Annotated in this window: 20 protein-coding genes, 1 tRNA gene and 1 pseudogene; 14 read left to right on the top strand and 8 right to left on the bottom strand. The window is 64.4% G+C overall.

Going from position 1 to position 19,887, the window contains the following annotated elements; all coding sequences use genetic code 11:
• Window positions 1-5 precede the first annotated feature (5 nt).
• From I6F36_RS03360 to I6F36_RS03350, 3 genes are all read left to right on the top strand, one after another.
• Window positions 6-959 (top strand): dihydrodipicolinate synthase family protein, encoded by a 954-nt coding sequence (locus tag I6F36_RS03360; protein ID WP_036027535.1) that lies wholly within the window; start codon window positions 6-8, stop codon window positions 957-959.
• A 4-nt stretch (window positions 960-963) separates the two neighbouring features.
• Entirely contained in the window at window positions 964-1,758 is a 795-nt protein-coding gene (locus I6F36_RS03355) for an NUDIX hydrolase (protein ID WP_225132578.1), read from the top strand.
• A 187-nt stretch (window positions 1,759-1,945) separates the two neighbouring features.
• Window positions 1,946-4,633, top strand: a complete 2,688-nt coding sequence (locus I6F36_RS03350) for a PAS domain S-box protein (protein WP_225132577.1) — start codon at window positions 1,946-1,948, stop codon at window positions 4,631-4,633.
• Here the strand turns inward: I6F36_RS03350 and I6F36_RS03345 are convergent, their stop codons facing one another.
• Window positions 4,634-4,987, bottom strand: coding sequence for a GrlR family regulatory protein (locus I6F36_RS03345; RefSeq protein ID WP_036011154.1), 354 nt, complete (start codon window positions 4,985-4,987; stop codon window positions 4,634-4,636).
• Window positions 4,988-5,241: 254 nt separating this feature from the next.
• On the opposite strand from I6F36_RS03345, the pseudogene I6F36_RS03340 reads away from it, so the two are divergent.
• A pseudogene (locus I6F36_RS03340) lies at window positions 5,242-5,738 on the top strand (hypothetical protein).
• A 59-nt stretch (window positions 5,739-5,797) separates the two neighbouring features.
• On the opposite strand, the gene I6F36_RS03335 reads toward I6F36_RS03340, so the two are convergent.
• Window positions 5,798-6,184 (bottom strand): VOC family protein, encoded by a 387-nt coding sequence (locus tag I6F36_RS03335; RefSeq protein WP_036011159.1) that lies wholly within the window; start codon window positions 6,182-6,184, stop codon window positions 5,798-5,800.
• 181 nt (window positions 6,185-6,365) lie between these two features.
• On the opposite strand from I6F36_RS03335, the gene I6F36_RS03330 reads away from it, so the two are divergent.
• The 3 genes from I6F36_RS03330 (at window position 6,366) to I6F36_RS03320 (ending at window position 7,844) form a co-directional block, all read left to right on the top strand.
• On the top strand, window positions 6,366-6,938 hold the full coding sequence (locus I6F36_RS03330) for a hypothetical protein (RefSeq protein ID WP_225132576.1): 573 nt from the start codon (window positions 6,366-6,368) through the stop codon (window positions 6,936-6,938).
• 161 nt (window positions 6,939-7,099) lie between these two features.
• Window positions 7,100-7,618, top strand: coding sequence for a hypothetical protein (locus tag I6F36_RS03325; RefSeq protein WP_225171025.1), 519 nt, complete (start codon window positions 7,100-7,102; stop codon window positions 7,616-7,618).
• A 149-nt stretch (window positions 7,619-7,767) separates the two neighbouring features.
• Window positions 7,768-7,844 (top strand) — tRNA-Arg (locus I6F36_RS03320).
• 73 nt (window positions 7,845-7,917) lie between these two features.
• Here I6F36_RS03320 and I6F36_RS03315 read toward each other — a convergent pair.
• Both I6F36_RS03315 and I6F36_RS03310 read right to left on the bottom strand, forming a co-directional pair.
• Window positions 7,918-8,880: an AraC family transcriptional regulator gene (locus I6F36_RS03315; protein WP_225132574.1), complete on the bottom strand. Its 963-nt coding sequence runs from the start codon at window positions 8,878-8,880 to the stop codon at window positions 7,918-7,920.
• A gap of 325 nt (window positions 8,881-9,205) precedes the next feature.
• Window positions 9,206-9,490: a hypothetical protein gene (locus I6F36_RS03310; protein ID WP_225132573.1), complete on the bottom strand. Its 285-nt coding sequence runs from the start codon at window positions 9,488-9,490 to the stop codon at window positions 9,206-9,208.
• Between the two features lie 247 nt (window positions 9,491-9,737).
• Here I6F36_RS03310 and I6F36_RS03305 point away from each other — a divergent pair, with 247 nt between their 5' ends.
• Window positions 9,738-10,148: a DUF3775 domain-containing protein gene (locus I6F36_RS03305; protein WP_225132572.1), complete on the top strand. Its 411-nt coding sequence runs from the start codon at window positions 9,738-9,740 to the stop codon at window positions 10,146-10,148.
• Between the two features lie 38 nt (window positions 10,149-10,186).
• Window positions 10,187-10,648: a host attachment protein gene (locus I6F36_RS03300; protein WP_225171024.1), complete on the top strand. Its 462-nt coding sequence runs from the start codon at window positions 10,187-10,189 to the stop codon at window positions 10,646-10,648.
• A 24-nt stretch (window positions 10,649-10,672) separates the two neighbouring features.
• Here the strand turns inward: I6F36_RS03300 and I6F36_RS03295 are convergent, their stop codons facing one another.
• The gene (locus I6F36_RS03295; RefSeq protein ID WP_225113203.1) at window positions 10,673-10,936 is read right to left on the bottom strand and encodes a hypothetical protein; all 264 of its coding nucleotides are present in this window, start codon (window positions 10,934-10,936) and stop codon (window positions 10,673-10,675) included.
• A 298-nt stretch (window positions 10,937-11,234) separates the two neighbouring features.
• Between I6F36_RS03295 and I6F36_RS03290 the strand changes: the two genes are divergently transcribed.
• Together I6F36_RS03290 and I6F36_RS03285 are read left to right on the top strand one after the other, a co-directional pair.
• The gene (locus I6F36_RS03290) at window positions 11,235-11,681 is read left to right on the top strand and encodes a hypothetical protein (protein WP_036011182.1); all 447 of its coding nucleotides are present in this window, start codon (window positions 11,235-11,237) and stop codon (window positions 11,679-11,681) included.
• 99 nt (window positions 11,682-11,780) lie between these two features.
• Window positions 11,781-12,653: a DMT family transporter gene (locus tag I6F36_RS03285; protein WP_128266314.1), complete on the top strand. Its 873-nt coding sequence runs from the start codon at window positions 11,781-11,783 to the stop codon at window positions 12,651-12,653.
• 121 nt (window positions 12,654-12,774) lie between these two features.
• Here I6F36_RS03285 and I6F36_RS03280 read toward each other — a convergent pair whose 3' ends face one another.
• Together I6F36_RS03280 and I6F36_RS03275 are read right to left on the bottom strand one after the other, a co-directional pair.
• Window positions 12,775-13,065: a histone gene (locus tag I6F36_RS03280; RefSeq protein ID WP_225132570.1), complete on the bottom strand. Its 291-nt coding sequence runs from the start codon at window positions 13,063-13,065 to the stop codon at window positions 12,775-12,777.
• Between the two features lie 66 nt (window positions 13,066-13,131).
• Window positions 13,132-14,523, bottom strand: a complete 1,392-nt coding sequence (locus I6F36_RS03275) for a deoxyribodipyrimidine photo-lyase (RefSeq protein ID WP_249788928.1) — start codon at window positions 14,521-14,523, stop codon at window positions 13,132-13,134.
• A gap of 158 nt (window positions 14,524-14,681) precedes the next feature.
• On the opposite strand from I6F36_RS03275, the gene I6F36_RS03270 reads away from it, so the two are divergent.
• Window positions 14,682-16,412: a methyl-accepting chemotaxis protein gene (locus tag I6F36_RS03270; protein ID WP_225171023.1), complete on the top strand. Its 1,731-nt coding sequence runs from the start codon at window positions 14,682-14,684 to the stop codon at window positions 16,410-16,412.
• Between the two features lie 122 nt (window positions 16,413-16,534).
• On the opposite strand, the gene I6F36_RS03265 is transcribed toward I6F36_RS03270, so the two are convergent.
• Entirely contained in the window at window positions 16,535-17,194 is a 660-nt protein-coding gene (locus I6F36_RS03265; protein WP_036011192.1) for a peroxiredoxin, read from the bottom strand.
• 393 nt (window positions 17,195-17,587) lie between these two features.
• Here I6F36_RS03265 and I6F36_RS03260 point away from each other — a divergent pair, with 393 nt between their 5' ends.
• Together I6F36_RS03260 and I6F36_RS03255 are read left to right on the top strand one after the other, a co-directional pair.
• On the top strand, window positions 17,588-18,160 hold the full coding sequence (locus I6F36_RS03260; protein WP_225132568.1) for a hypothetical protein: 573 nt from the start codon (window positions 17,588-17,590) through the stop codon (window positions 18,158-18,160).
• A 1,279-nt stretch (window positions 18,161-19,439) separates the two neighbouring features.
• Window positions 19,440-19,886 (top strand): hypothetical protein, encoded by a 447-nt coding sequence (locus tag I6F36_RS03255; RefSeq protein WP_225132567.1) that lies wholly within the window; start codon window positions 19,440-19,442, stop codon window positions 19,884-19,886.
• Window position 19,887 lies beyond the last annotated feature (1 nt).

Below are 19,887 nucleotides of genomic sequence, written 5' to 3'. Positions count from 1 at the left end.
GACCGATGAAACTCACCGCCGACGCCAAGGGCACCTTCGCAATCGCGCCGACGCCGTTCCACGACGACGGCCGGATCGACGAGCGCTCGATCGACCGCCTGACCGATTTCTACGAGGAGGTCGGCTGCGACGGCGTCACGGTGCTGGGCATTCTTGGTGAAGCCCCCAAGCTTGATGCCGTCGAGGCCGAGCAGGTCGCGGTGCGCTACGTCAAGCGCGCCAAGAAGATGCAGGTGATCGTCGGCGTCTCCGCGCCGGGCTTTGCCACCATGCGTTCGCTGGCCAAGGCTTCGATGGATGCGGGCGCGGCCGGCGTCATGATCGCGCCGCCGCCCTCGCTTCGCACCGACGACCAGATCATCGGCTATTTCAAGCAGGCGGCGGAAGCCATCGGCCCTGATGTGCCCTGGGTGCTGCAGGACTATCCGCTGACCTTGCAGGTGGTGTTCACCCCCGCCGTGATCCGCAAGATCGTCATGGACAATCCGAACTGCGTGATGCTCAAGCACGAGGACTGGCCGGGCCTGGAGAAGATCTCGACACTACGCGGCTTCCAGAAGGACGGCTCGCTCCGTCCGCTCTCGATCCTCTGCGGCAATGGCGGCACCTTCCTGGACTTCGAGATGGAGCGCGGCGCCGACGGCGCCATGACCGGCTATGCCTTCCCGGAGCTCCTGATCGACGTCGTGAACCTCTCCAAGGCCGGCAAGCGCGACGCGGCACATGACATCTTCGACGCGCATCTGCCGCTGATCCGCTACGAGCAACAGCCCGGCGTCGGCCTCACCGTGCGCAAATACGTGCTGCAGAAGCGTGGTATCATCGCTTCCAGCGCGCAGCGCAAGCCCGGTGCGACGATGACGGCGACGGCGAAGGCCGAGGTCGACTATCTCTTGTCGCGGGTCGCCCGTTTCGACAAGCGCGCCAATCTCGGCCCGCAATCCAGCGCCGCAGGCTAGTTGCATGGCCGAGACATCAGCATCACGCCCGGCCTCGACGATCCTCCTGCTGCGCGACGGCACTAAGGAAATCGAAGTCTTCATGATGGTCCGCCATCATCAGATCGAGTTCAACTCGGGCGCGCTGGTGTTTCCCGGTGGCAGCGTCGATGCCGGCGACAACGAGATCGTCGCCCGCGCCGACCTCTATTCGGGCGGCGAAAGCCTCAGCGAAGCGGACCGCGGCTTCCGGATCGCCGCGATCCGCGAGACCTTCGAGGAGAGCGGCATCCTGCTGGCGCGATCGAGGCAGACTGGCCTGGCGGTCGATGCCAACCGCGCCGGCGAGATCGCTGACGCGCACCGCGTTGCCCTCAACGAGCACAAGATCAGCTTCCTGAAGATCCTCGACGACAATGGCCTCCAGCTCGCGCTCGACACGCTGGTGCCTTACGCACACTGGATCACGCCGGAGGGCATGCCGAAGCGCTTCGATACCTGGTTCTTCCTCGCGGCCGCGCCGCCCGACCAGCTCGGCGCACACGACGGGCGGGAGTCCACCGATTCGATCTGGCTGTCAGCGCGCGAGGCGGTGGAGGGCGGCGAAAGCGGCCGCTTCAAGCTGCCGTTCCCGACCACGCGCAATCTGATCCGGCTCGCCAAGCAGGGAAGCGTGAGCGCGGCGCTGGAGCACGCCCGCGGCCTCTCGATCGTTACGGTGATGCCGGTGATGACCAAAACCGAAACCGGCCGTCAGCTCCGCATCCCCCGCGAGGCCGGCTATGACGGCGAGGTGTTCGAGGTCGGCCCCGTCGGCTAGCACACTTCGACAGGCGGCGAAGTATCGATGAATCCCGGCGCGCGGGGCAGCCAGCGTCAAACTGTCGTAAAGCTGAAGCGGGCGGCAGGTCCCGATATTAACGATATTCCGCGTCCCGAGGCATGTTCCCCCCGGGCAGCATTACGTCGTATATTGGACCTCCAGCAGTCCGGTCCTCAAACCACCAATGTCCGCCGAATTGAAGCCGTCCCCTGAGAAAAGGCGAACTTTCTCGCTCTCCATCGGCCAGCTCACCTTCGGTAGCTTCCTGTTGGTGCTGGCGGTGATCATTGTCACCTCGACTGCGAGCGTGATCGCGATCCGGCACATCGATACGACATTCGCTGAGCTGCAGCGGCTGCAGAGCGTCGGCGACCTCGCCGAGGACATCGATCGCCGCATGAACGAACTGCGTCTTGCCGCGCGCGACTTCGTCACAGATCCCGGTGCCGGCATCCAGTTCCAGCAGGTCGGCGAGGCGGCCTCGACGCTCAGCGACATCCTGAAGAAGACCCGCATCGAGCTCGCGCCCGAGCAGCAGGACATGATCGACGGGGTCAGCGAGCGGCTCGCGACTTATCGCACGGGCCTGGAGCGGATCTCCACCCTGATCGACCGCCGCGCCCAGCTGCTCGCCGGCCTGCCGCCGCTGCGCGAACAATTCGACGCAGCGGTCGAAGGCACCGCGGACCGCGAGCTGGCGTCCCGCCTGTCCGAGGCACAGGGCCGGATCGCGATCGGGCTGCTCGCGCGCAACCCGTCCGCAGCCGAGCAGGCTGCACAGGGAATGCGGGGGATCGATATTGCCGATGCCAAGCTGAAGTCGGCGGTGAACGACTATGCCGAGGCGATCATGGCTGTCGCCGTCCGCGAGCGGCAGATCGCCGACATCGATCGCGAGGTGCTGGGAACCGAAGGACGGCTGATCGGCCGCGTCACCGAATTGCTGCGCGAGGTCAGCTCCCGGCGCGGCCACGTGCTGTCGCGCGATTTTGCCCGCACGCTGACCGAGGCGCGATGGCAGAGCATCGTGCTCGGCACGGTCGGCGTGCTGATCGGCATCGGCGCTGCCTGGTTCGTGGTGCGCAGGACGGTGCGTCCGCTCGCCCAGATCGCGCGATCCATTCGCGCGCTTGCCGCCGGCCGGAAAGATGTCTCAATTCCGTCCGCCGACCTTGGCAACGAGATCGGCGACATTGCGCGGGCGGCCGAAGTGTTTCGCCGCGCGCTGGAGGAGGCCGACACCGCGCGCGAGGCGGCGGTGCGCGCGCTCACCGAGCAGCGGCTCGCCGAGGAGAGCTATCGAAAACTGTTCGAAGGCTCCATCGACGGCATCTACGTGACGACCCCGGCCGGTGACCTCCTCAACGCCAATCCCGCGCTGGCGCGCATGATGGGCTACGACAGCCCGCAGCAGCTGATCGACAGCATCAGCGACATCGCCCACACGATCTACGTCCACCCCGAGGCGCGCGCCGAATACCAGCGGCTGATGGCGCGCGACGGCATGGTGCGCGAGTTCGAGTATCAAGTGCGCCAGCGCAGCGGCGACATCCTCTGGCTCTCCGACAGCGCCACGGGCGTGCGAGACGAAGCGGGCAACATCATCCGCTACGAGGGCACGCTGCGCGACATCACCGACCAGAAGCGGGCGGAGGAAGCCATCGCCGAAGGCCGGCGCCTGCTCCAGCAGGTCATCGACACCGTGCCGGCGGTGATCAACGTCAAGGATCGCAATCTGCGCTACGTGCTGATGAACCGCTACATGGCCGGCATCTTCGGCATCGAGCCCGGCGAGGCGCTCGGCCGCACCACGGCCGACCTGATGTCGCGCTACGGCGCATCCAAGTCGGACGAGAGCGACAAGCGGGTGCTCAAGCTTCGAAAAGGTCTCGGTTTCTACGAGGAGGAGTATCAGGACGCCTCCGGCAATATGCGGCAATGGCTGGTCAACAAGTTGCCGCTGCTCGACGCCGAGGGCGAGATCGAGCGGATCGTGACCGTTGCGCTCGATATCGGCGAGCGCAAGCGGGGCGAGCAGGAGATGCGCAAGGCCAAGGAAGCCGCCGAAACCGCGCTGCGCAATCTCCGCGAGACCCAGGCCTCCCTGATCGAGGCCGAGAAGCTGGCCGCGCTCGGGCGCCTCGTCGCCGGCGTCGCCCACGAGGTCAACAATCCCGTCGGCATCAGTCTCACCGTCGCCTCCGCGCTGGAGCGCAAGACCGCCATGTTCACCGCCGAAGTCGAGCGCGGCGAGCTGCGCCGCTCCACGCTCAACGACTTCCTCAGCACCAGCCGCGATGCGTCCTCGCAGCTCGTCTCCAATCTCAACCGCGCCGCCGAGCTGATCCAGTCGTTCAAGCAGGTCGCCGCCGACCGCAATTATTCGGATCAGCGTACTTTCGATCTCGGTGACCTCACCGAGCAGGTGGTGATGAGCCTGCGGCCGGGCCTGCGTAAGCACAATCTGACGCTCAACGTCGAGTGTCAGCCGGACCTGACCATGAACAGCTATCCCGGCCCGTACGGCCAGGTGCTGACCAATCTGTTTCTGAACTCGGTGGCGCACGCCTTCCCGGACGGCCGGCCCGGGACGATCGAGATTCAGGTGCGCGAGTCCGGCAAGGACAACGTCGAGATCATCTTCTCCGACAATGGCTGCGGCATGTCGCTCGACGTCCGTCGCCGCGCCTTCGATCCGTTTTTCACCACGCGGCGCGACCAAGGCGGCACCGGCCTCGGGCTGCACATCGTCTACAGCATCGTCACCAACCGGCTCGGTGGCCGGCTCGATCTCGATTCCGAACCGGGTGGCGGTACGCGCATCCAGATGATCCTGCCGCGTGTGGCGCCGCTCGAACAGGCCGCGGAATAGCTAATCGACGTCTGCAAGCTTGTGCAGCGTCGCGCCGAAGATCTGGCTGGCCTTGCCGACCAGCGCGGTGCCGGTCATCTGTCCGCGCGTGTCGGTGAACGTGCCGGTGACGCCGATGCCGACCGGGGCAGGGCCGCCGAACAGCGGATTGTCATCACCTCGAGGCGAGGTGTGCCGTTGCACCAACACCTCGCCCTTGAAGCTGTTGTTGTCCTTCACGGTGTAGCTGCCGGTGTAATACAGGTAGGCATCGCCGCCGAGAATCTTGCCGTCGCGGAAGAGAATCACGCCGCTGCCCTTGCCGACTCGACCATCGAGCAGGGTGACGTGAATTGAATAGAGGCCGTTTTTCATAACGTCCCGTAGGCCGGCCGCCATCGCCCAATGGCGCAACCGGTCCCGCTTTTATGCCAAAGCCCATCCCTGCGCGCAACGAGGCAGTTTGCCGGCCGGTCGCGGCGGCTGCGAGCCGTAGTTGTTCCGGTTTGTCCATGACACCGTCGTGACGCTCTGATGGTGAGGCGAGGCCCGACGTTGCGAATCAGAGTTGGCCCGCGAAATGCATAACCATTGTTGCACTGGCCGCGGGGTGCTGGAGCAAGACGAACGTGACCAACTGGATCGATTCCGGCGGCAATGAGCCGCGTCTGTGCAGTGCGCGTCCCACGAATTGCAAAAGCGAACAACGGCGGATTGGCGATGCGATACGCCGGGCAAACCTGACGAGGCTGGCGCCCGCGTTGGCTTTGATCGCGCTCGCAGCCCCCTCGGGCACGCGCGCGACCGCGGGCAGTTCGCCAACACCAATCCCGAATTGAAAGCTTGGTTCGACAGTCTGCGCAGCGGCAAGGGGCCTTGCTGTTCCGATGCCGACGGTTCGGCGCTCTCGGACTCCGACTGGGACAGCAAGGACGGGCATTATCGCGTCCGCGTCTCGCGCTATGGCTATGCGCTCGATGGCCAGCAGCAGGAGCTCGTCTGGGTCGACGTGCCCGCGGAGGCCGTGATCTCGGAGCCGAACCGGGTGGGACGCACCATGGTCTGGCCGATCTACGGCTACATGGGTGTCACCATCCGCTGCTTTATGCCCGGTAGCATGACTTAGCCTTCGGGCGTGACGTCGTCGCCGGCTCGGATGCCTGGACGGCGGGGCGCCCCGTCGCGTCAGGTATATTTCTTGTCGCGCTCGAGCAGCTCGATCGAGATGCCTTCAGGCCCGCGGATGAAGCAGATGCGTACGCCGGGACGAATGGTCGTCGGCTCGCGCGTGAACGTGACACCCTTGGCCTTGATCTCGGCGGCGACCGCGTCGATGTCCTTCACCGTCAAGCCGAAATGGTCGAGGCCCTGATGCGGGTGCGGAGGTGGCGGGCTGACGGCGCTGTCGCCCTCGAGTGGCGCGATGAAGATCCTGGCTCCGCCGAGGTTCACGTCGATTCGTCCCGGCGCGCGCACGATCTCGCCACCAAGGATGTCCTGCAGCCAGGCCGCGGTGGCCTCCGGATCGGGGCTGCGCAGATGGACGTGATCCCAAGCGACGGCAAACGGCATTTCATAATCTCCCAACGGGTCTTTTCGATGCTATGGCGCATGCTAGCAGTATCGCCGGTGGCCACCACCGCCGTTGCCGACTCGCATGACGTTGGGGGAACCTTAGTTCGTCGCCCGAATTAAGGTAAGCTGTGACTAAATCCATCTTCGATGGTGCTGCGGTCGCGATCGGTGTGCAACCATGAATGCGAGGCTCGACCGACTCGGATTGGGGCGCTTGGCCGGCACCGGCGAACGACTGGCGCGGGCGGTGACGATTGCGAGCGTCTCATTTGGCCGAAGCCTTCTATGGCTGCTGGCGGCAATCATCGTCGGTTGCGGCATTTGGATGCTGCTACCTCTCTCCAACGGCAACAGTGCTGAGCCGGTGAGGCCTGAGCTGGCGGCTGTTGAAGCGCCTCCCTCCGGCGATGCGTCCAAAGTAGCCTCGCCAGTGTCCGAAGCTCAGGTGCCGGCGACAGCGGAACTTGGTCGTCTCAGGATTTCATCACAGACCTGGCGTCGCGGCGGCCTCGGCTCCAAAGCCCTGGTGACGTTCACGCTGCGAAACGACAACGACTATGCCGTAAAGGATGTCGAGATCGTCTGCGCCTTCGCGCGGCGCGATGGAAGTCATCTGACCGACCGCAGCCGCGTGCTGGCGGATCCGGTCAGCATGAAGAGCCGCAAGACCTTTGTGCGTATCCCGATCGGCTTCGTTAACGTGAATGCCGATCAGGCAAAATGTTCCCCGGTTGCAGCACGCCGTGCTTGAAGGCGACTTGTCCCGGTAGCTGAAAAGTTACCTTCTGCAGTCCTTGGCCGAAAACTATGCATCACCATTTGAACCGAACGGCTGGGCCAGGAACCAATTGGAAGATCGCCTGTTGAGGCGAGCAGAGCCCACGCGGGGATGCGGGGGGCGGAGCGCGGCCAATGCCCATCTTAAGGTATTTCATCTTTGTCGGTGGAGCTTTGCTCACACTGCTGTTCGCGGCGGATTTCGTTCTCCCGGCGGCGCCCGTAGCGCAGGCCGTCGCGACCGCAAGCAACGAGCAGCCGCTGATCCGAATCCGGTCCGACCGCCATCTGCCTGAGCGCGTCGTCCTCGACACGAGCCAGCCGACGATTGTCGCACCCGCGGTTCAGACTGCCGCAGTTGCGGCTCCCCAGCCACCGGTACAGGAGAGCCTGTCGCCGGCTTTGGCCGAGATGTCTGCCAAGACGCGGGTGCGCGAGACCTTCGCCCAGTTCACGCCAGAGCCGAGGGCCGGGACCGCCGCAGCGAGGAAGTCCGACGCGGGCCAGCCCCAGACGTTCCAGGCCCAAGCGTCTCCTGTCCAGGCTCAGCCCAAGCGTAAGATCGTCAGGACGCAACCGGCGCATCAGCCGGGCCGCCCCATGATGCTGGTCGCTCAGCAGCCGCATTTCGGCCTCTTCAACACGACCTGGTAACAGCGCCTTCGGCTGCCTCGATCGAGGTGGGAAGGGCTTTTTATTGGCCGGCCTCTCTGCTAATTCGAACCAATCCGACCGCCGTCGGGTGTACTGGCTCCTCGCCAGTGCCGGCCGGCGGATCTCGGTGGCCCGCTACTCGGGCCAGGGCGCTCGTAGCTCAGCTGGATAGAGCATCGGATTTCGATTCCGAGGGTCGGAGGTTCGAATCCTTCCGAGCGCGCCAGTCCTCTTTGTTCCATATATGTTCTAAAGCGGCGAGGATGCCGGGTCACCGCCGCGAGGGCTTGCGGCGTCCATCAGCCTGCCGGGACACCGCTTTGCCGGCCGCGTGCCAGCGTGTCGGAGGGCGCCTCGTGGAAGATCGCGCGGTAGGCTGCGGCAAATTCGCCGAGATGATGGAAGCCTTGGGCACGTGCGCAGGTGGCCACGGTGACGCCGCCCTTGAGGAGGCGGGCGCGGGTCGCCCACAGCCTCTTCAGGCGAATGTACTGGTGCAGGCTCATGCCCCGCACCTTGCTGACGGCGCCGCCGAGCGTACGGATCGAGACGTCGAACTCGCGGGCGAGATCGGCTGTATAGATCGGCGCGGTCGGATAGGTAGCGACGTAGTCGTCGATGCGCTGCACGAGCTTGATCGCCCGCTCGCTGTGGACCGAGGTGCTCCGATCCGACGTCGAATCGATTCGAAACAAATCGTCGAGCGCGAGCAGCAGGCCTTCTTGCAGATGGGCCGCAACCTCGGTCGTCTCGAACAGGCCTGGCTGCACTGACGCGGTGCGCAGGATATCGAGCAGGAGCTGTCGGGTGTGGAGCAGGGCGGGCCGGTTCGCGACATGGGCGCGCAAATGGTCGGCGCGGTCGAACCAGCCCCGGTCTCTCAGCTCGGGGGAGAAGATGATCATGGCGTGATGATTGGTCCGGGGCTCGACGAAATGGCACTCATCGTTGCCGTGGAGGGCAGCGAAGAAGCGGGCGTCGAGATCCACACCTTTGAAGTTGACCTGAAGATCGTCGCTCATCGACAGGATCACCATCCCGCTCGGCATGCGATAAGCGGTATCTAGGATCCGCGCGAACGATCTCATCACGATGATGCGGCACGCCGGCAGGGAGACGATGGCTCGGGCCGCCGCGAAGTTCGGGATGTCGAGCGGAATGCTCCTCGCATCCTCCATCGTCTCAATCGGCCGAAACGCATCGACATCGGAGAAGCCGATCAGTTGAAGCGCAGAGGAGGGAGCGAGGTCGTCGAACAACATGATTCTGGCCGGCCGCTGAAATGAGACAATCAAAGGAACATCGCTGCATCATCAATGGCGAAGCATCGAGTTTCAGTAAACCGAATTTCAGGGCCGTAGTATTGCGGACATCATGCCATGAGGTACGTTGGATCATCGCCGTTTCTCAACGCTCTGCACCTTCATGTTGACAGCACCGAAACACGATCGGTTAAATCGTCATAAGTGTCCTTTTCGGCTGATCTCATCTTTGATCTAGATCAAACATGAACGGCTTGGGGCCAGTGATCCACTGCGCAAGACATGATCTCGCAAAAGCGAAGGGGCCCGAAGGCCCCTTCAAACGTCACCAGCGGCGATAGCCGTAGTACCCATAATGGCGCGGCCCGTAATAGCGCGGCGGCCCATAGTACCGCGGGCCGTAATAATATGGCCCCGGCCTGTAGTAGTAGCCATAATAGTTCGGCCGCCACCAGCACCGTCCCCAGGCGTCGCAGACCATGCGGACCTGCTCGACGCCGGAGACCTGCGGTGTCGCAGGTGCAGGCGCGATGGGCATGGCGGATGCCGTCGACGATGCAACGAGGGCGCCGAACAGGAACGCGGCCAATCGGCCAGTCGTGAGGTTCATGATGTCTTCCTTCGCTTACGCGATGCAGGATATCGAGGTTGTTCTGATCAAATTGTGGCCGAACCGAAATGTAATACAGATGAACAGGCGAGCTGACCCTTACGTCACGGCTCGGCAGCGGGCCGTAGGCCGGGCAGGCCGTGTCGTGACTTGAGCTTGATCCTGCGCAATTCGCAAGTTTGCCTTGGCTCTTACTGTCGCCGTCATGGCAGCGGCGTGGTGCCTGCTGCCGGGCAAGGTGAGCTGAATGCGAGTCATTCCAGATCTGTCGATCTCGCCGGAGAAGGTGTTCTTCGTCATCTCGAAATCGCGCCGGTCCGACAGCGAAGCGGGCGGGGGTGGCGTCGTCCTGGACTTCGGCGACGACGACATGAGCTACGGCCGCGGTGGGCGCGGCGAAAGCACCGACCGTGCCGAGCTCGCGAGCTTCATCCGCGCTCTCAATGTTGACGAGCAGATCGATCTCGTGGCGCTGACCTGGCTTGGCCGCGGCGACGGTGATCTCTCCGATTGGCGTCAACTGCGCGCCCAGGCCGCCCAGGCGCACAACCAGCGTACCGCCTCATACCTGATCGGTACGCCAATGCTCGCCGACTATCTGGAGGAGGCGATGACGCAATTCGGCAAGTCCTTCGAGGAATTCGAAGAACAGCTCTGATGCCGGATGCGGCGTCTGCAAGTGAAGGAGAAGTTGCGATGGACAAGATGAGAATGGACAAGGGTGACTGGCTGGTCGTGTGCGACGGGCGCAAGGCGCTCATTCTGGAAAACCTCGGCGACGAGATGTTTCCGAACCTCCACACCAGGGAGGTGCACGAGCAGCCCAATCCCGCGACCGCCGCTCAGGGGGCCGACGCGCCGGGCCGGTTACATGGCGCAGCCGGCAGCGCACGCAGCTCGGTCGAGCAGACCGATTGGCACGACGAGGCCGAGCGCGCCTTTCTGCGGAGCCTGGCCGGCCGGCTCGATGCCGCCGTCAGCTCCGGTGAGACGACGGCCCTGACCATGGTGGCCTCGCCAGGTGCGCTCGGCATGATCCGCGCCGACTATTCGGACGGGCTGCGCAAGGCGCTTCAGGGGGAGGTCGGCAAGGACCTCGTCAAGCTGCCGGTCTACGAGATCGAGAAGCAATTGCTGCGGTCGGGCGCCGCCAAATAGATGAGTCGCAGCGGCCGCGGCGCCTCAGTAGCAGGGGTGCCGCCGGCCGTCCTGACCAATATAAGCGGCCGCGCTGCGGTAGCAGTGGTTGGTCGCCGGGCCGTCATAGTAGGCGAAGGTGCCGGGGGTGATACCCGGGCCGTAATTGTGCAGGTAGCTGATCGGGTAGGGCAGCGGGCTCGCGTAGGAGCGGTGGTACCGGTGGCGGCCGTTCGCCTCCGCGAGGGCGGGGGCCAGGACCGCAGCCGTCAGGGCCGCAACCGCGGCGACACGAGTCAACTTGCTCATCTCGATTCTCCGGAACCCGCTCGAATGGGTCAGCCTGTTATAGCAATTTCGAGCGGCCAAGCATCGCTCCGGAGGCCAGAAATCAAGGGCAATCCCGCAGATTTCCGGGTGGGTGTGACAGAATTGCCGGACATGCGGCCAAAGCTGCCCATTTTTGGCCTTTTCGGGATGCTTAACGAATTCCCCACACAAGTATGACCAAAGACTATTCGGTTCAGAATTCTTCCGCCGGCCCGGGGGGCATTTGCCGGCCCCTCGAGTCCGGTACATTCCTGAAGGCCTTCGCCGTCATCTCGCCATGCGCATCACGCTTCCGAGTCTGCTGTTGCTCTGCCTCGCCGCCGCCACGCCCGCGCGCGCCGAGCTGCACATCACGCGCGACCACGGCGGCTATGTCGAGGAGTACAAGGCCAAGTACAAGCGGGTGCGCGAAAAGGGCGAGCGGGTCATCATCGACGGCATCTGCAATTCGGCCTGCACGCTCGTGCTCGGCATCGTGCCGATGAACAAGATCTGCGTGACGCCGCGCGCGAGCCTCGGCTTCCACCAGGCCTATTACGACAAGGCGTTCACCTTCGGCATCAAGGTCACCAGCGCTGAGGGTACCTCCGATCTCATGTCCTACTACCCCGACACGGTGAAGGACTGGATTCGCCGCAATGGCGGGCTCACCACGGACATGAAGAAGATCAAGAACGGGGTCGAGCTCTGGAAGATCGTCAATCCCTGCCCGGACGAATGGTGAGCGGCTGAGACGGACCGCGATCCTCCGTCGCAGCGCAGCATATCGTCACCACGAAATTCGCATTGCCGCATGGCCGAGGGTCGGGCAATGAGGGCGGCAATGAACCATAATCAAGAAACCCTGGCCGCCCGCGCCGCGCCGATCCTGTTCGTGCTGCTCTGGAGCACCGGATTCATCGGCACCAAATACGTCGTCAACAATGCCGATCCCTTGACCTATCTCGCCATCCGCATGGCGATCGTGGTCGGGCTGATGGCAATCATCGCAGGAATCGCCCGGCCGAAATGGCCTGATAGCGCCGGCATCGCGCACAGCGCGGTCGCCGGAATCCTCGTCCACGGCTTCTATCTCGGCGGCACCGCGATTGCGATCGCGCATTCGATTCCGGCCGGCCTGTCGGCGCTGATTCCAGGTCTGCAGCCGATCCTGACCTCGACCATCGCTAATCGCTGGCTCGGCGAACGGGTCACGCCGCTGCAATGGGCCGGGCTCGTGCTCGGCCTCGGTGGGGTGGTGCTGATCCTGCACAACCGTCCGATGACCGGCGAAGCCGGGCTCGGCTGGCTCGCCTCGGTGGTCTCGCTGGTCAGCATCACGCTCGGCACGCTCTATCAGCGCCGCTATTGCAATCACATCGACTGGCGCGCCGGCAATCTCGTGCAGTACGTGGCGGTCACCATCTTCTTCGCGGTCGGCGCCTTCCTGTTCGAGGATCGCGTGGTGCACTGGACGCGGGAGTTTGTGCTTGCGCTCGCCTGGCTCGCGGTCGCGCTCTCGATCGGATCGATCGGGCTGTTGTACTGGCTGATCCGCCACGCCGCGGCGACCTCGGTCGCGAGCCTGTTCTATTTGGTTCCGGCCGTCACGGCCCTGATGGCCTATCTGCTGTTCGGAGAAAAGTTGGATGCGATTGCCATTGCTGGCATGGCGCTCTGCGCCGCGGCGGTCTTCGTCGTCAATCGGCGGTCCTGACGGCGTGCACAGCCGCAATCCTGAGAGCAAGCGTCATCCTGGCCGGCGCGCAGCCAAGCGGCGAGGATAGGCGCGCGCCGTCTCCGGGCGCGCCCGCACCCGGAGACGTCTTCCGGTGCGATCAGCGCTTGGCCTTCTTGGCCTTCTTTGACTTGCCGGCTTTCTTGGTCGCCTTTTTCGCAGACTTTTTCGCGGCCTTCTTGGACGACTTCTTTGCGGCCTTCTTCGTCGTCTTCTTCGCAGCCTTCTTGGCTTTCTTCTTGGCCGGCTTCTTCGGCGCTACCTTCTTCGCGACCTTCTTGGCGGCTTTCTTCACCTGCTTGACTGCGGTGACTGCCGCGTCCTTGGTCGTTTCCACGGCAGTGGTGATCGTCTCCATCGCCTGTTCGGTGATCGGCTTCTCGTCGTCCATATCGTCCCCCACGGTTTGTATGGAGCGATGACGATAGCGGGTTTCGAAATCGTGTCAAAGCGACGCTCAACCTTTGCGGATCTTTGCGTAGGCGGCGAGCGCGCGTTCGCGTGCCCTGGCATGATCGACGATCGGTTGCGGATAGGTCTTGCCGATCGTGATGCCCGCGCTCGCAAGCTCGATCGGCGTTGCCTGCCAGGGCCGGTGGATCAGCTTGGCGGGCAGGGCCTTCAGCTCCGGAACCCAGCGTCGAACATAGGCTCCATCAGGATCGAACTTCTCGCCCTGGAGCTGCGGATTGAACACGCGGAAATAGGGCGCAGCGTCCGCGCCGCAGCCGGCGACCCATTGCCAGTTGGCAGGATTGCTGCCGGCGTCCGCGTCGACCAGCGTGTCCCAGAACCAGGCCTCCCCCTCGCGCCAGTCGATCAGGAGGTGCTTGACCAGGAAGGAGGCCACCACCATCCGCACCCGGTTGTGCATCACGCCGGTGTGCCAGAGCTCGCGCAGGCCGGCATCGACGATGGGATATCCGGTGCGCCCGCGCTGCCAGGCGGTGAGCGCTTCTTTGTCGGGCTGCCAAGGGAAGCCATCGAAGTTCGTCTGCAGGTTTTGGGTGGCGAGCTGGGGATGATCGTGGAGCAGGTGGCGGCAGAATTCGCGCCAGCCGAGCTCGCTCAGGAATTTATCCACACCCTGCCCGAGTGCTGGATCTTCCGCCGCGGCAAACCGGGCGGCGTGCCAGAACTGACGCGGGCTGAGCTCGCCGAAGCGCAGATGCGGCGACAGCCGTGAGGTGCCCTCTCGGTCCGGACGGTCGCGGTCGCCCACATACATTCGAACAGTGTGCTTGAGGAAGTCGCGCAGGCGCAGATGGGCAGAGGCGGCACCGGGGCTCCATGCCTCGCGCAGGCCGCCCGCCCAATCGGGCGTGGTCGGCTCGAGCTTCCAGCTCTCCAGTCCATCGCTCGCGATGCTCGGTGCAGGGCGCAGCTGCTTCGGCGCGGGCAGGGGCTTTGGCGGGTCGCCGAGGGCCAGTACGCGGCGCCAGAACGGGGTGAACACGCGCAGGCCCCGGCCGTCCTTGGTGCGGATCGCCGCGGGCGGGACCAGCAAGTCGCCCGGAAAGCTTTGCGCGTGCATGCCGAGCTTCGCAAGGGCCGCTTGGAGCTGTCGCTCAACCGCCTGATGAGGCGCCTGCGCGATCTCGTTCCAGTAGACGGCGCGGGCACCGCTCTGTCGCACCACCTCAGGGATCACCTTGGCCGCCGGTCCTCTGCGCAGGACGAGCGAGCCGCCGCGCGCGGCGATCTCGGCTCCGAGCGCCCGCAGCGACTGCGCCAGCCACCAGCGTGCCGCGCCGCCCGGCGCTCGCCCCGCCGCCTCGTCCAGTACGTAGAGGCAAAGCACCGGCGCTCCGGACTTGGCGGCGGCGTGGAGGGCGGGGTGGTCGGACAGGCGGAGATCGTCGCGAAACCAGACGATGACGGGCGGGGTCAGGGAAGGCCTCGTTTACCAATTGGAAACCGTACGGCGTGCGGCGGTGGGAACCCGTCGTTAATGCGGCTGTAAGTCAATTGCACCAATATGCAGGAATTACGGGGGTCATTCCATCCATGTCCAATCTTCTAACGGCGAAGTTCCTGCCGCGGTTCAAGCTCGGCACCAAAGCGGTCCTGTGCGCGGTGCTGCTGATCGCAATGAACACGGCGCTCGTGGTCGGCGCCGGCTATTGGTCACTGACATCCGCCTTCACTGACCGCGCCCTGCGCGACATCGAGGTCAATCTGCGCACGCTGGGGCTGGCCTTTGCGGAGACCGTTCCCGAAGCCAAGATCACGATCCGAGACGGCGCGGTGGTCCGCGCCGAAATCCCCAAAATGCCCGACTTCAGGGATCACGCCATCGTCGACCGGGCGGTGTCCTATGTCGGCGGCAACGCGACCCTGTTCGTGTTCGACGCGGCGAGCGGACAGTTCATCCGCCGCTCGACCAACGTGAAAAAGGAAAACGGCGACCGCGCCGTCGGGACCCAGCTGGCCGCCGATCATCCGGGGCAGGCCCCGCTGCGCCGTGGCGAGGCCTATAAGGGGCCGGCCACGCTGTTCGGCAAGACGTTCATGACCGCCTATTTCCCGATCGCCGATGGCACCGGCAAGGTCGCCGGCATTCTCTATGTCGGCATCCCCATGGTGCAGTTCGAGGGCATGCTGTCCCAGGCGATGGAGAGCATGGCGGCCGCTGCCGGGCTTGCCGCGCTTCTGGTGCTGGTCCTGACCCTGCTGGTCGTCCGGCGCATCACCCGGCCGCTGACCTCGGTGACGCATTCGCTCACCGCGCTTGCCAACGGTCAGAGCGACGTCGCGATCGAATGCGAGGACCGTGCCGACGAGATCGGCGAAATCGCCCGCACGGTCGCGGTGTTCAAGAGCAACTCGCAGGAGCGGGCGCGCCTGCGCACTGAGCAGGCAGCGGCAACCGCTGCCGCAGCCGAGCAGCGCAAGGCCGAGCTGCGCAACTTCGTCGAGGGGTTCCGCGGCAGCGTCGGCGGCATTCTCGACAAGGTGCTGGCATCGTCCGGCGAGTTCGAGCGCGCCGCGCGACAACTCACCGACGCCGCGCGCTCCACGGCAGATCTGTCGGCGCAGTCGGCGGGAGCATCCGAAAGCGCCTCCGAGCATGTGCGTTCGGCTGCGTCCGCTTCCGACGAGCTGTCTCAATCCATCTCCGAGATCACCCGCCGGGTGCAGGAATCGAACGAGATCTCCGCCGAGGCGGTGCGGCAGGCCGAAGCGACGGACCAGCGCATCGCGCAGCTCTCGGAGGCCGGCTCGCGCATCGGCGACGTCGTCAAGCTGATCACCTCGATCGCCGAGCAGACCAATCTGCTGGCGCTGAATGCGACCATCGAGGCTGCACGCGCGGGCGATGCCGGCCGCGGCTTCGCGGTGGTGGCTCAGGAGGTCAAGACGCTCGCCGGCCAGACCGCGAAGGCGACCGACGAGATCTCGAACCAGATCGAGAGCATGCAGCTTGCGACCGAGGAATCGGTCGCAGCCATCAAGGCGATCAGCCAGACCATCGAGCGCATCAGCGGCATCGCAGGCTCGATCTCGGCGGCGGTCGAGCAACAGAAAAGCGCGACGCACAACATCGTGGCCAGCGTGCGCGCCGCGGTGTCAGGCACGGCCGATGTCGCGGTCAATGTCCGTCACGCCGCCAAGGGCGCCAGCGAGACGGGCGAAACGTCGAGCCGCATGTTTGCTTCCGCCCAGGCGCTGTTGGGCGAGAGCCTGCATCTGAAGGCCGAGGTCGAGAGCTTCCTCGACCGCGTGCACGCGGCGTGATTCTGGGTCATCATCCCGGGATGGTCCGAAGGACCAGCCCCGGGATCTCGAGATCTCGGGTTCGATGCTGACGCATCGCCCCGGGATGACTTTTTGGGGCCGCTATCCGCGACCGCCAAAAGTCATCTGGGCTGCGGGACGATGCGGATGTAGGGCTTCGGCTCCTTCCAGCCCTGCGGATAGATCGTCTTGGCCTCGTCGTTGGAGACCGAGCCCGCGATGATGACGTCGTCGCCCTGCGACCAGTCGGCCGGGGTGGCGACGCGATGCTTGGCGGTGAGCTGGAGCGAGTCGATGACGCGCAGGATCTCCTGGAAGTTCCGGCCCGTCGTCATCGGATAGACCAGCACCAGCTTGATCTTCTTGTCCGGGCCGATGATGAAGACGTTGCGGACGGTTTGGTTGTCGGCCGGCGTGCGGGTGAGGGGATCGCCAGAGGTCGAGGCTGGCAGCATGCCGTAGAGCTTGGAGACGTTGAAATCGGTGTCGCCGATCATCGGGTAGTTCGGCGCGGCGCCTTGGGTCTCCATGATGTCTTCCGACCATTTGGCATGACGGTCGACCGGATCGACCGAGAGGCCCATCAGCTTGACCCCGCGCTTGTCGAATTCCGGCTTCAGCTTGGCGAGGGCGCCGAGTTCGGTGGTGCAAACCGGCGTGAAATCCTTCGGGTGTGAGAACAAGAGGGCCCAGCTGTTGCCGATCCAGTCGTGGAATTTGATCTTCCCTTCGGTGGTTTCGGCTTCGAAGTCAGGGGCGGTGGCGCCGATCGGAAGTGTCATGATCTTACCTCATCTCATTGAATCTAATCGAGAATTCGTCTCCGGCCGTCACATCCATTATAAGGGCTTCGCCGGCCTAAGTGAACGCCAACTGAACCGGCTCAAGTAAAATGTGAATTCCTTCTTTGAAGAGCCGATTTTCTAGCAACTTATTGTTACAGCGGCAGCTGCGGCGAAACAGCTCCACCCGGGGTCACACGGTCTCGCTCGCCCCGATAATGCCTTTTATGACTTTCATCACGCTCGCCCGGCGCGTTCTAGAACCAGATTGGTCCTGATAGCGACCAATTGGCAACCATCTAGAAAAGTCGCGATCCCCGTATCGAATCGTTAACCACCCCTTTACGCCGGCATGGAAATGCTGGTCGATCAGAAGAAGTCTGGAAGTGAACTATGTCCGCCGCTGCGCCTAAGCCCACCGAGCCGTCGTCCCTCGTGCCGTCCTGCCGTGATACTGCAGCTTATGCCCTTTCCGTCGTGCGCGACGGTGTGATCACGGGCGAAGGCCCGACCACCAAGGGACGGGTGCATTTCTCCCGCTCGCTCGACGCCGATGACACCGCCTGGTGCATGCGCATCCTTACCGCCACCGCCGTCAACGACCAGCCGGTCAGCCGCGCCGAGGCCGAAGTTCTGTTCGAGATCAACGAGGCCGCGACCGAGCGCACCGATGGCGGCCGGTTCGACGACCTGCTTGCCAAGGCGGTCGCCCATTATGCCGCGAGCGCCTCGGGCCTGAAGGTGCCGCCGCGCAGCGTCGCGCTGTCGGCCGACACCGAGATCGAGAGCTGGGCGCCGTCCTATGCCTCCAAGGTCAACAGCGAGATGCTGGAGTGGATCGCCGGCCAGATGCGCGGCAAGCGCCAGAACAACCGTCGCCTGATGGCGATGGTGGCGACCTTCCTCGGCGCCACCGCACTGCCTCTGGCGGGCCAATTGCCGAACGTGTTCGACATCGGGATGTAAGGCAAATGGGCCGCGGTCGCGGCTCACAGCGTCGTTCGGTTTCCTCCTGTCCCGGACGCGGCGCAGCGCGTAAGCGGTGCGGCGCAGAGCCGGGACCCAGGACGCCGCGCGGTTCGCTGTGACATGGGCCCCGGCTCTGCAGCGCATCGTCCAAGAGACGCCGCGCTGCGTCCCGGGCACGAGACCTGAGTTTCAGGCAAACAACTGTCTCAACAGCGTCATTGCGAGCGCAGCGAAGCAATCCAGAATCCCTCCGCGGATACATTTCTGGATTGCTTCGCTGCGCTCGCAATGACGGAGTGTGTGGTGGGCAGCGCCGTTCTTCAATTCGCATTTCGCTCGCGGACACGCTTCCGCATCCTCGCGGCTCATTTCGCCCGAGCTTTGCCTGTCGTCCGACCCTCAATTGAAAGAGGGCGCAGGGAAGACCGGGTGCCGGCCGGGCACCCACGGTCCACTGTGCGAAAGGTGGCAACGAAGAATTTGCACAGCGGCATACAGGTGAAGCCAAACATCCGGCCTTCCCTGCGCAGTGGCTTTACGGCTTATGTCGTGCTCTCCCCGGGGAGCGATGCACTATTGCCCCCGTCGCCTTGCGGATGGCTGATGCGCATCGCCCGGTCGGGCAACCACATCACCGCAAGACTTGGCGCACAGACCCCGGGCGCCAGGACCACACGATTTTGCCGTACGCCGATGACACCGGTCGTATGCGCGAGGTCTTTGCTCACGGCTCTCCGCCCTGCAAACCCTTTCGCGCCAACGCCATCAGCGTCCACCGCCCCCCGGCCCGCGTTCGTGACGATCGCGATACGCCCCTCTTCCTTGGGCCGGGTTGCGCGACACATAGGCGATTTCCGAATTTCGGTAAAGCGGAATATTTTGGGCCGCGTGCGTTGACCTAGCGCTCGCGTGTTTTGCCCGTCGGGCAACGCAAGGGAGTGGTGGTCGCAACTATTCAATCCGGCGCGGTCTGCGCCCGTGGATTCGGACCAAGGGCTTGCGCCGGCTTCGTCGCGGCCGGATAGAGTTCGGTCTCCAGATCGGCGACACGAACACGGGAGCAGTGTGCTCGACTGACTGCGCAAGCTGCAGGGCCGCTGACGCACGAAGCCGTTGAAATGAGATGGGAATTCCGGGCGTTCTGCCACCCTCTTGTTCCCGGTTATTCGCGTGCCTTAACCAATAATTAATTATACGTTTGCGGGTGGGCGACAGCCCGGCCTAGCCTCCTTTCGGGGAGCTGCTTTCGCGAAGCCAAACGAGTGTGGTGCGTATCATGATTGCCAGATCATATGGGGCGTTATTCGCCTCGCTCAGCGCAGCTGCGCTGCTGCTTAGCTCCAGTGACAGTCCTGCCGGACCGGCCGCCGCCGCCCCAGGCGTCGCAACGGCAGCTGCCCCGCCGGTTGCGGCACGTCCGCCGATCGGGCCGGGCGCCCGGTTCCACCGCCGCAGTGCTCCCTGGGTCTATTGGCCGGGCGGCGGCAGCTACTTCTACGACGGCGCCGGCTACAGCCAGCCCTTCGCCGATGTGAACCAGTCGCTCTCCGCCGATGTGCGCTACACCTACACATATGATGTGCCCTGGGACTGGACGCATCGCTATCCGCCGAACGTCGTGCCGTCCAATCGGCCCTACGTGCCGAGCTGCCCGACGGAGCAGGTGACGGTGCCCGGCCGTGGCGGCAGCGAGCACACCGTCAACATCATGCGCTGCTACTGAG

This window comes from Bradyrhizobium sp. BRP19, assembly GCF_020194195.1.
GTDB classification, from domain to species: domain Bacteria; phylum Pseudomonadota; class Alphaproteobacteria; order Rhizobiales; family Xanthobacteraceae; genus Bradyrhizobium; species Bradyrhizobium yuanmingense.
Note: the sequence above shows the minus strand (reverse complement) of the source record. Positions and strands in the feature narration are given on the sequence as shown.

Bases quoted from the DNA above. Each gene is read 5' to 3' on its own strand.
- I6F36_RS03360 (WP_036027535.1), top strand. From the start codon at position 6: ATGAAACTCACCGCCGACGCCAAGGGCACCTTCGCAATCGCGCCGACG.
- I6F36_RS03355 (WP_225132578.1), top strand. From the start codon at position 964: ATGGCCGAGACATCAGCATCACGCCCGGCCTCGACGATCCTCCTGCTG.
- I6F36_RS03350 (WP_225132577.1), top strand. From the start codon at position 1,946: ATGTCCGCCGAATTGAAGCCGTCCCCTGAGAAAAGGCGAACTTTCTCG.
- I6F36_RS03345 (WP_036011154.1), bottom strand. From the start codon at position 4,987: ATGAAAAACGGCCTCTATTCAATTCACGTCACCCTGCTCGATGGTCGA.
- I6F36_RS03335 (WP_036011159.1), bottom strand. From the start codon at position 6,184: ATGCCGTTTGCCGTCGCTTGGGATCACGTCCATCTGCGCAGCCCCGAT.
- I6F36_RS03330 (WP_225132576.1), top strand. From the start codon at position 6,366: ATGAATGCGAGGCTCGACCGACTCGGATTGGGGCGCTTGGCCGGCACC.
- I6F36_RS03325 (WP_225171025.1), top strand. From the start codon at position 7,100: ATGCCCATCTTAAGGTATTTCATCTTTGTCGGTGGAGCTTTGCTCACA.
- I6F36_RS03315 (WP_225132574.1), bottom strand. From the start codon at position 8,880: ATGTTGTTCGACGACCTCGCTCCCTCCTCTGCGCTTCAACTGATCGGC.
- I6F36_RS03310 (WP_225132573.1), bottom strand. From the start codon at position 9,490: ATGAACCTCACGACTGGCCGATTGGCCGCGTTCCTGTTCGGCGCCCTC.
- I6F36_RS03305 (WP_225132572.1), top strand. From the start codon at position 9,738: ATGCGAGTCATTCCAGATCTGTCGATCTCGCCGGAGAAGGTGTTCTTC.
- I6F36_RS03300 (WP_225171024.1), top strand. From the start codon at position 10,187: ATGGACAAGATGAGAATGGACAAGGGTGACTGGCTGGTCGTGTGCGAC.
- I6F36_RS03295 (WP_225113203.1), bottom strand. From the start codon at position 10,936: ATGAGCAAGTTGACTCGTGTCGCCGCGGTTGCGGCCCTGACGGCTGCG.
- I6F36_RS03290 (WP_036011182.1), top strand. From the start codon at position 11,235: ATGCGCATCACGCTTCCGAGTCTGCTGTTGCTCTGCCTCGCCGCCGCC.
- I6F36_RS03285 (WP_128266314.1), top strand. From the start codon at position 11,781: ATGAACCATAATCAAGAAACCCTGGCCGCCCGCGCCGCGCCGATCCTG.
- I6F36_RS03280 (WP_225132570.1), bottom strand. From the start codon at position 13,065: ATGGACGACGAGAAGCCGATCACCGAACAGGCGATGGAGACGATCACC.
- I6F36_RS03270 (WP_225171023.1), top strand. From the start codon at position 14,682: ATGTCCAATCTTCTAACGGCGAAGTTCCTGCCGCGGTTCAAGCTCGGC.
- I6F36_RS03265 (WP_036011192.1), bottom strand. From the start codon at position 17,194: ATGACACTTCCGATCGGCGCCACCGCCCCTGACTTCGAAGCCGAAACC.
- I6F36_RS03260 (WP_225132568.1), top strand. From the start codon at position 17,588: ATGTCCGCCGCTGCGCCTAAGCCCACCGAGCCGTCGTCCCTCGTGCCG.
- I6F36_RS03255 (WP_225132567.1), top strand. From the start codon at position 19,440: ATGATTGCCAGATCATATGGGGCGTTATTCGCCTCGCTCAGCGCAGCT.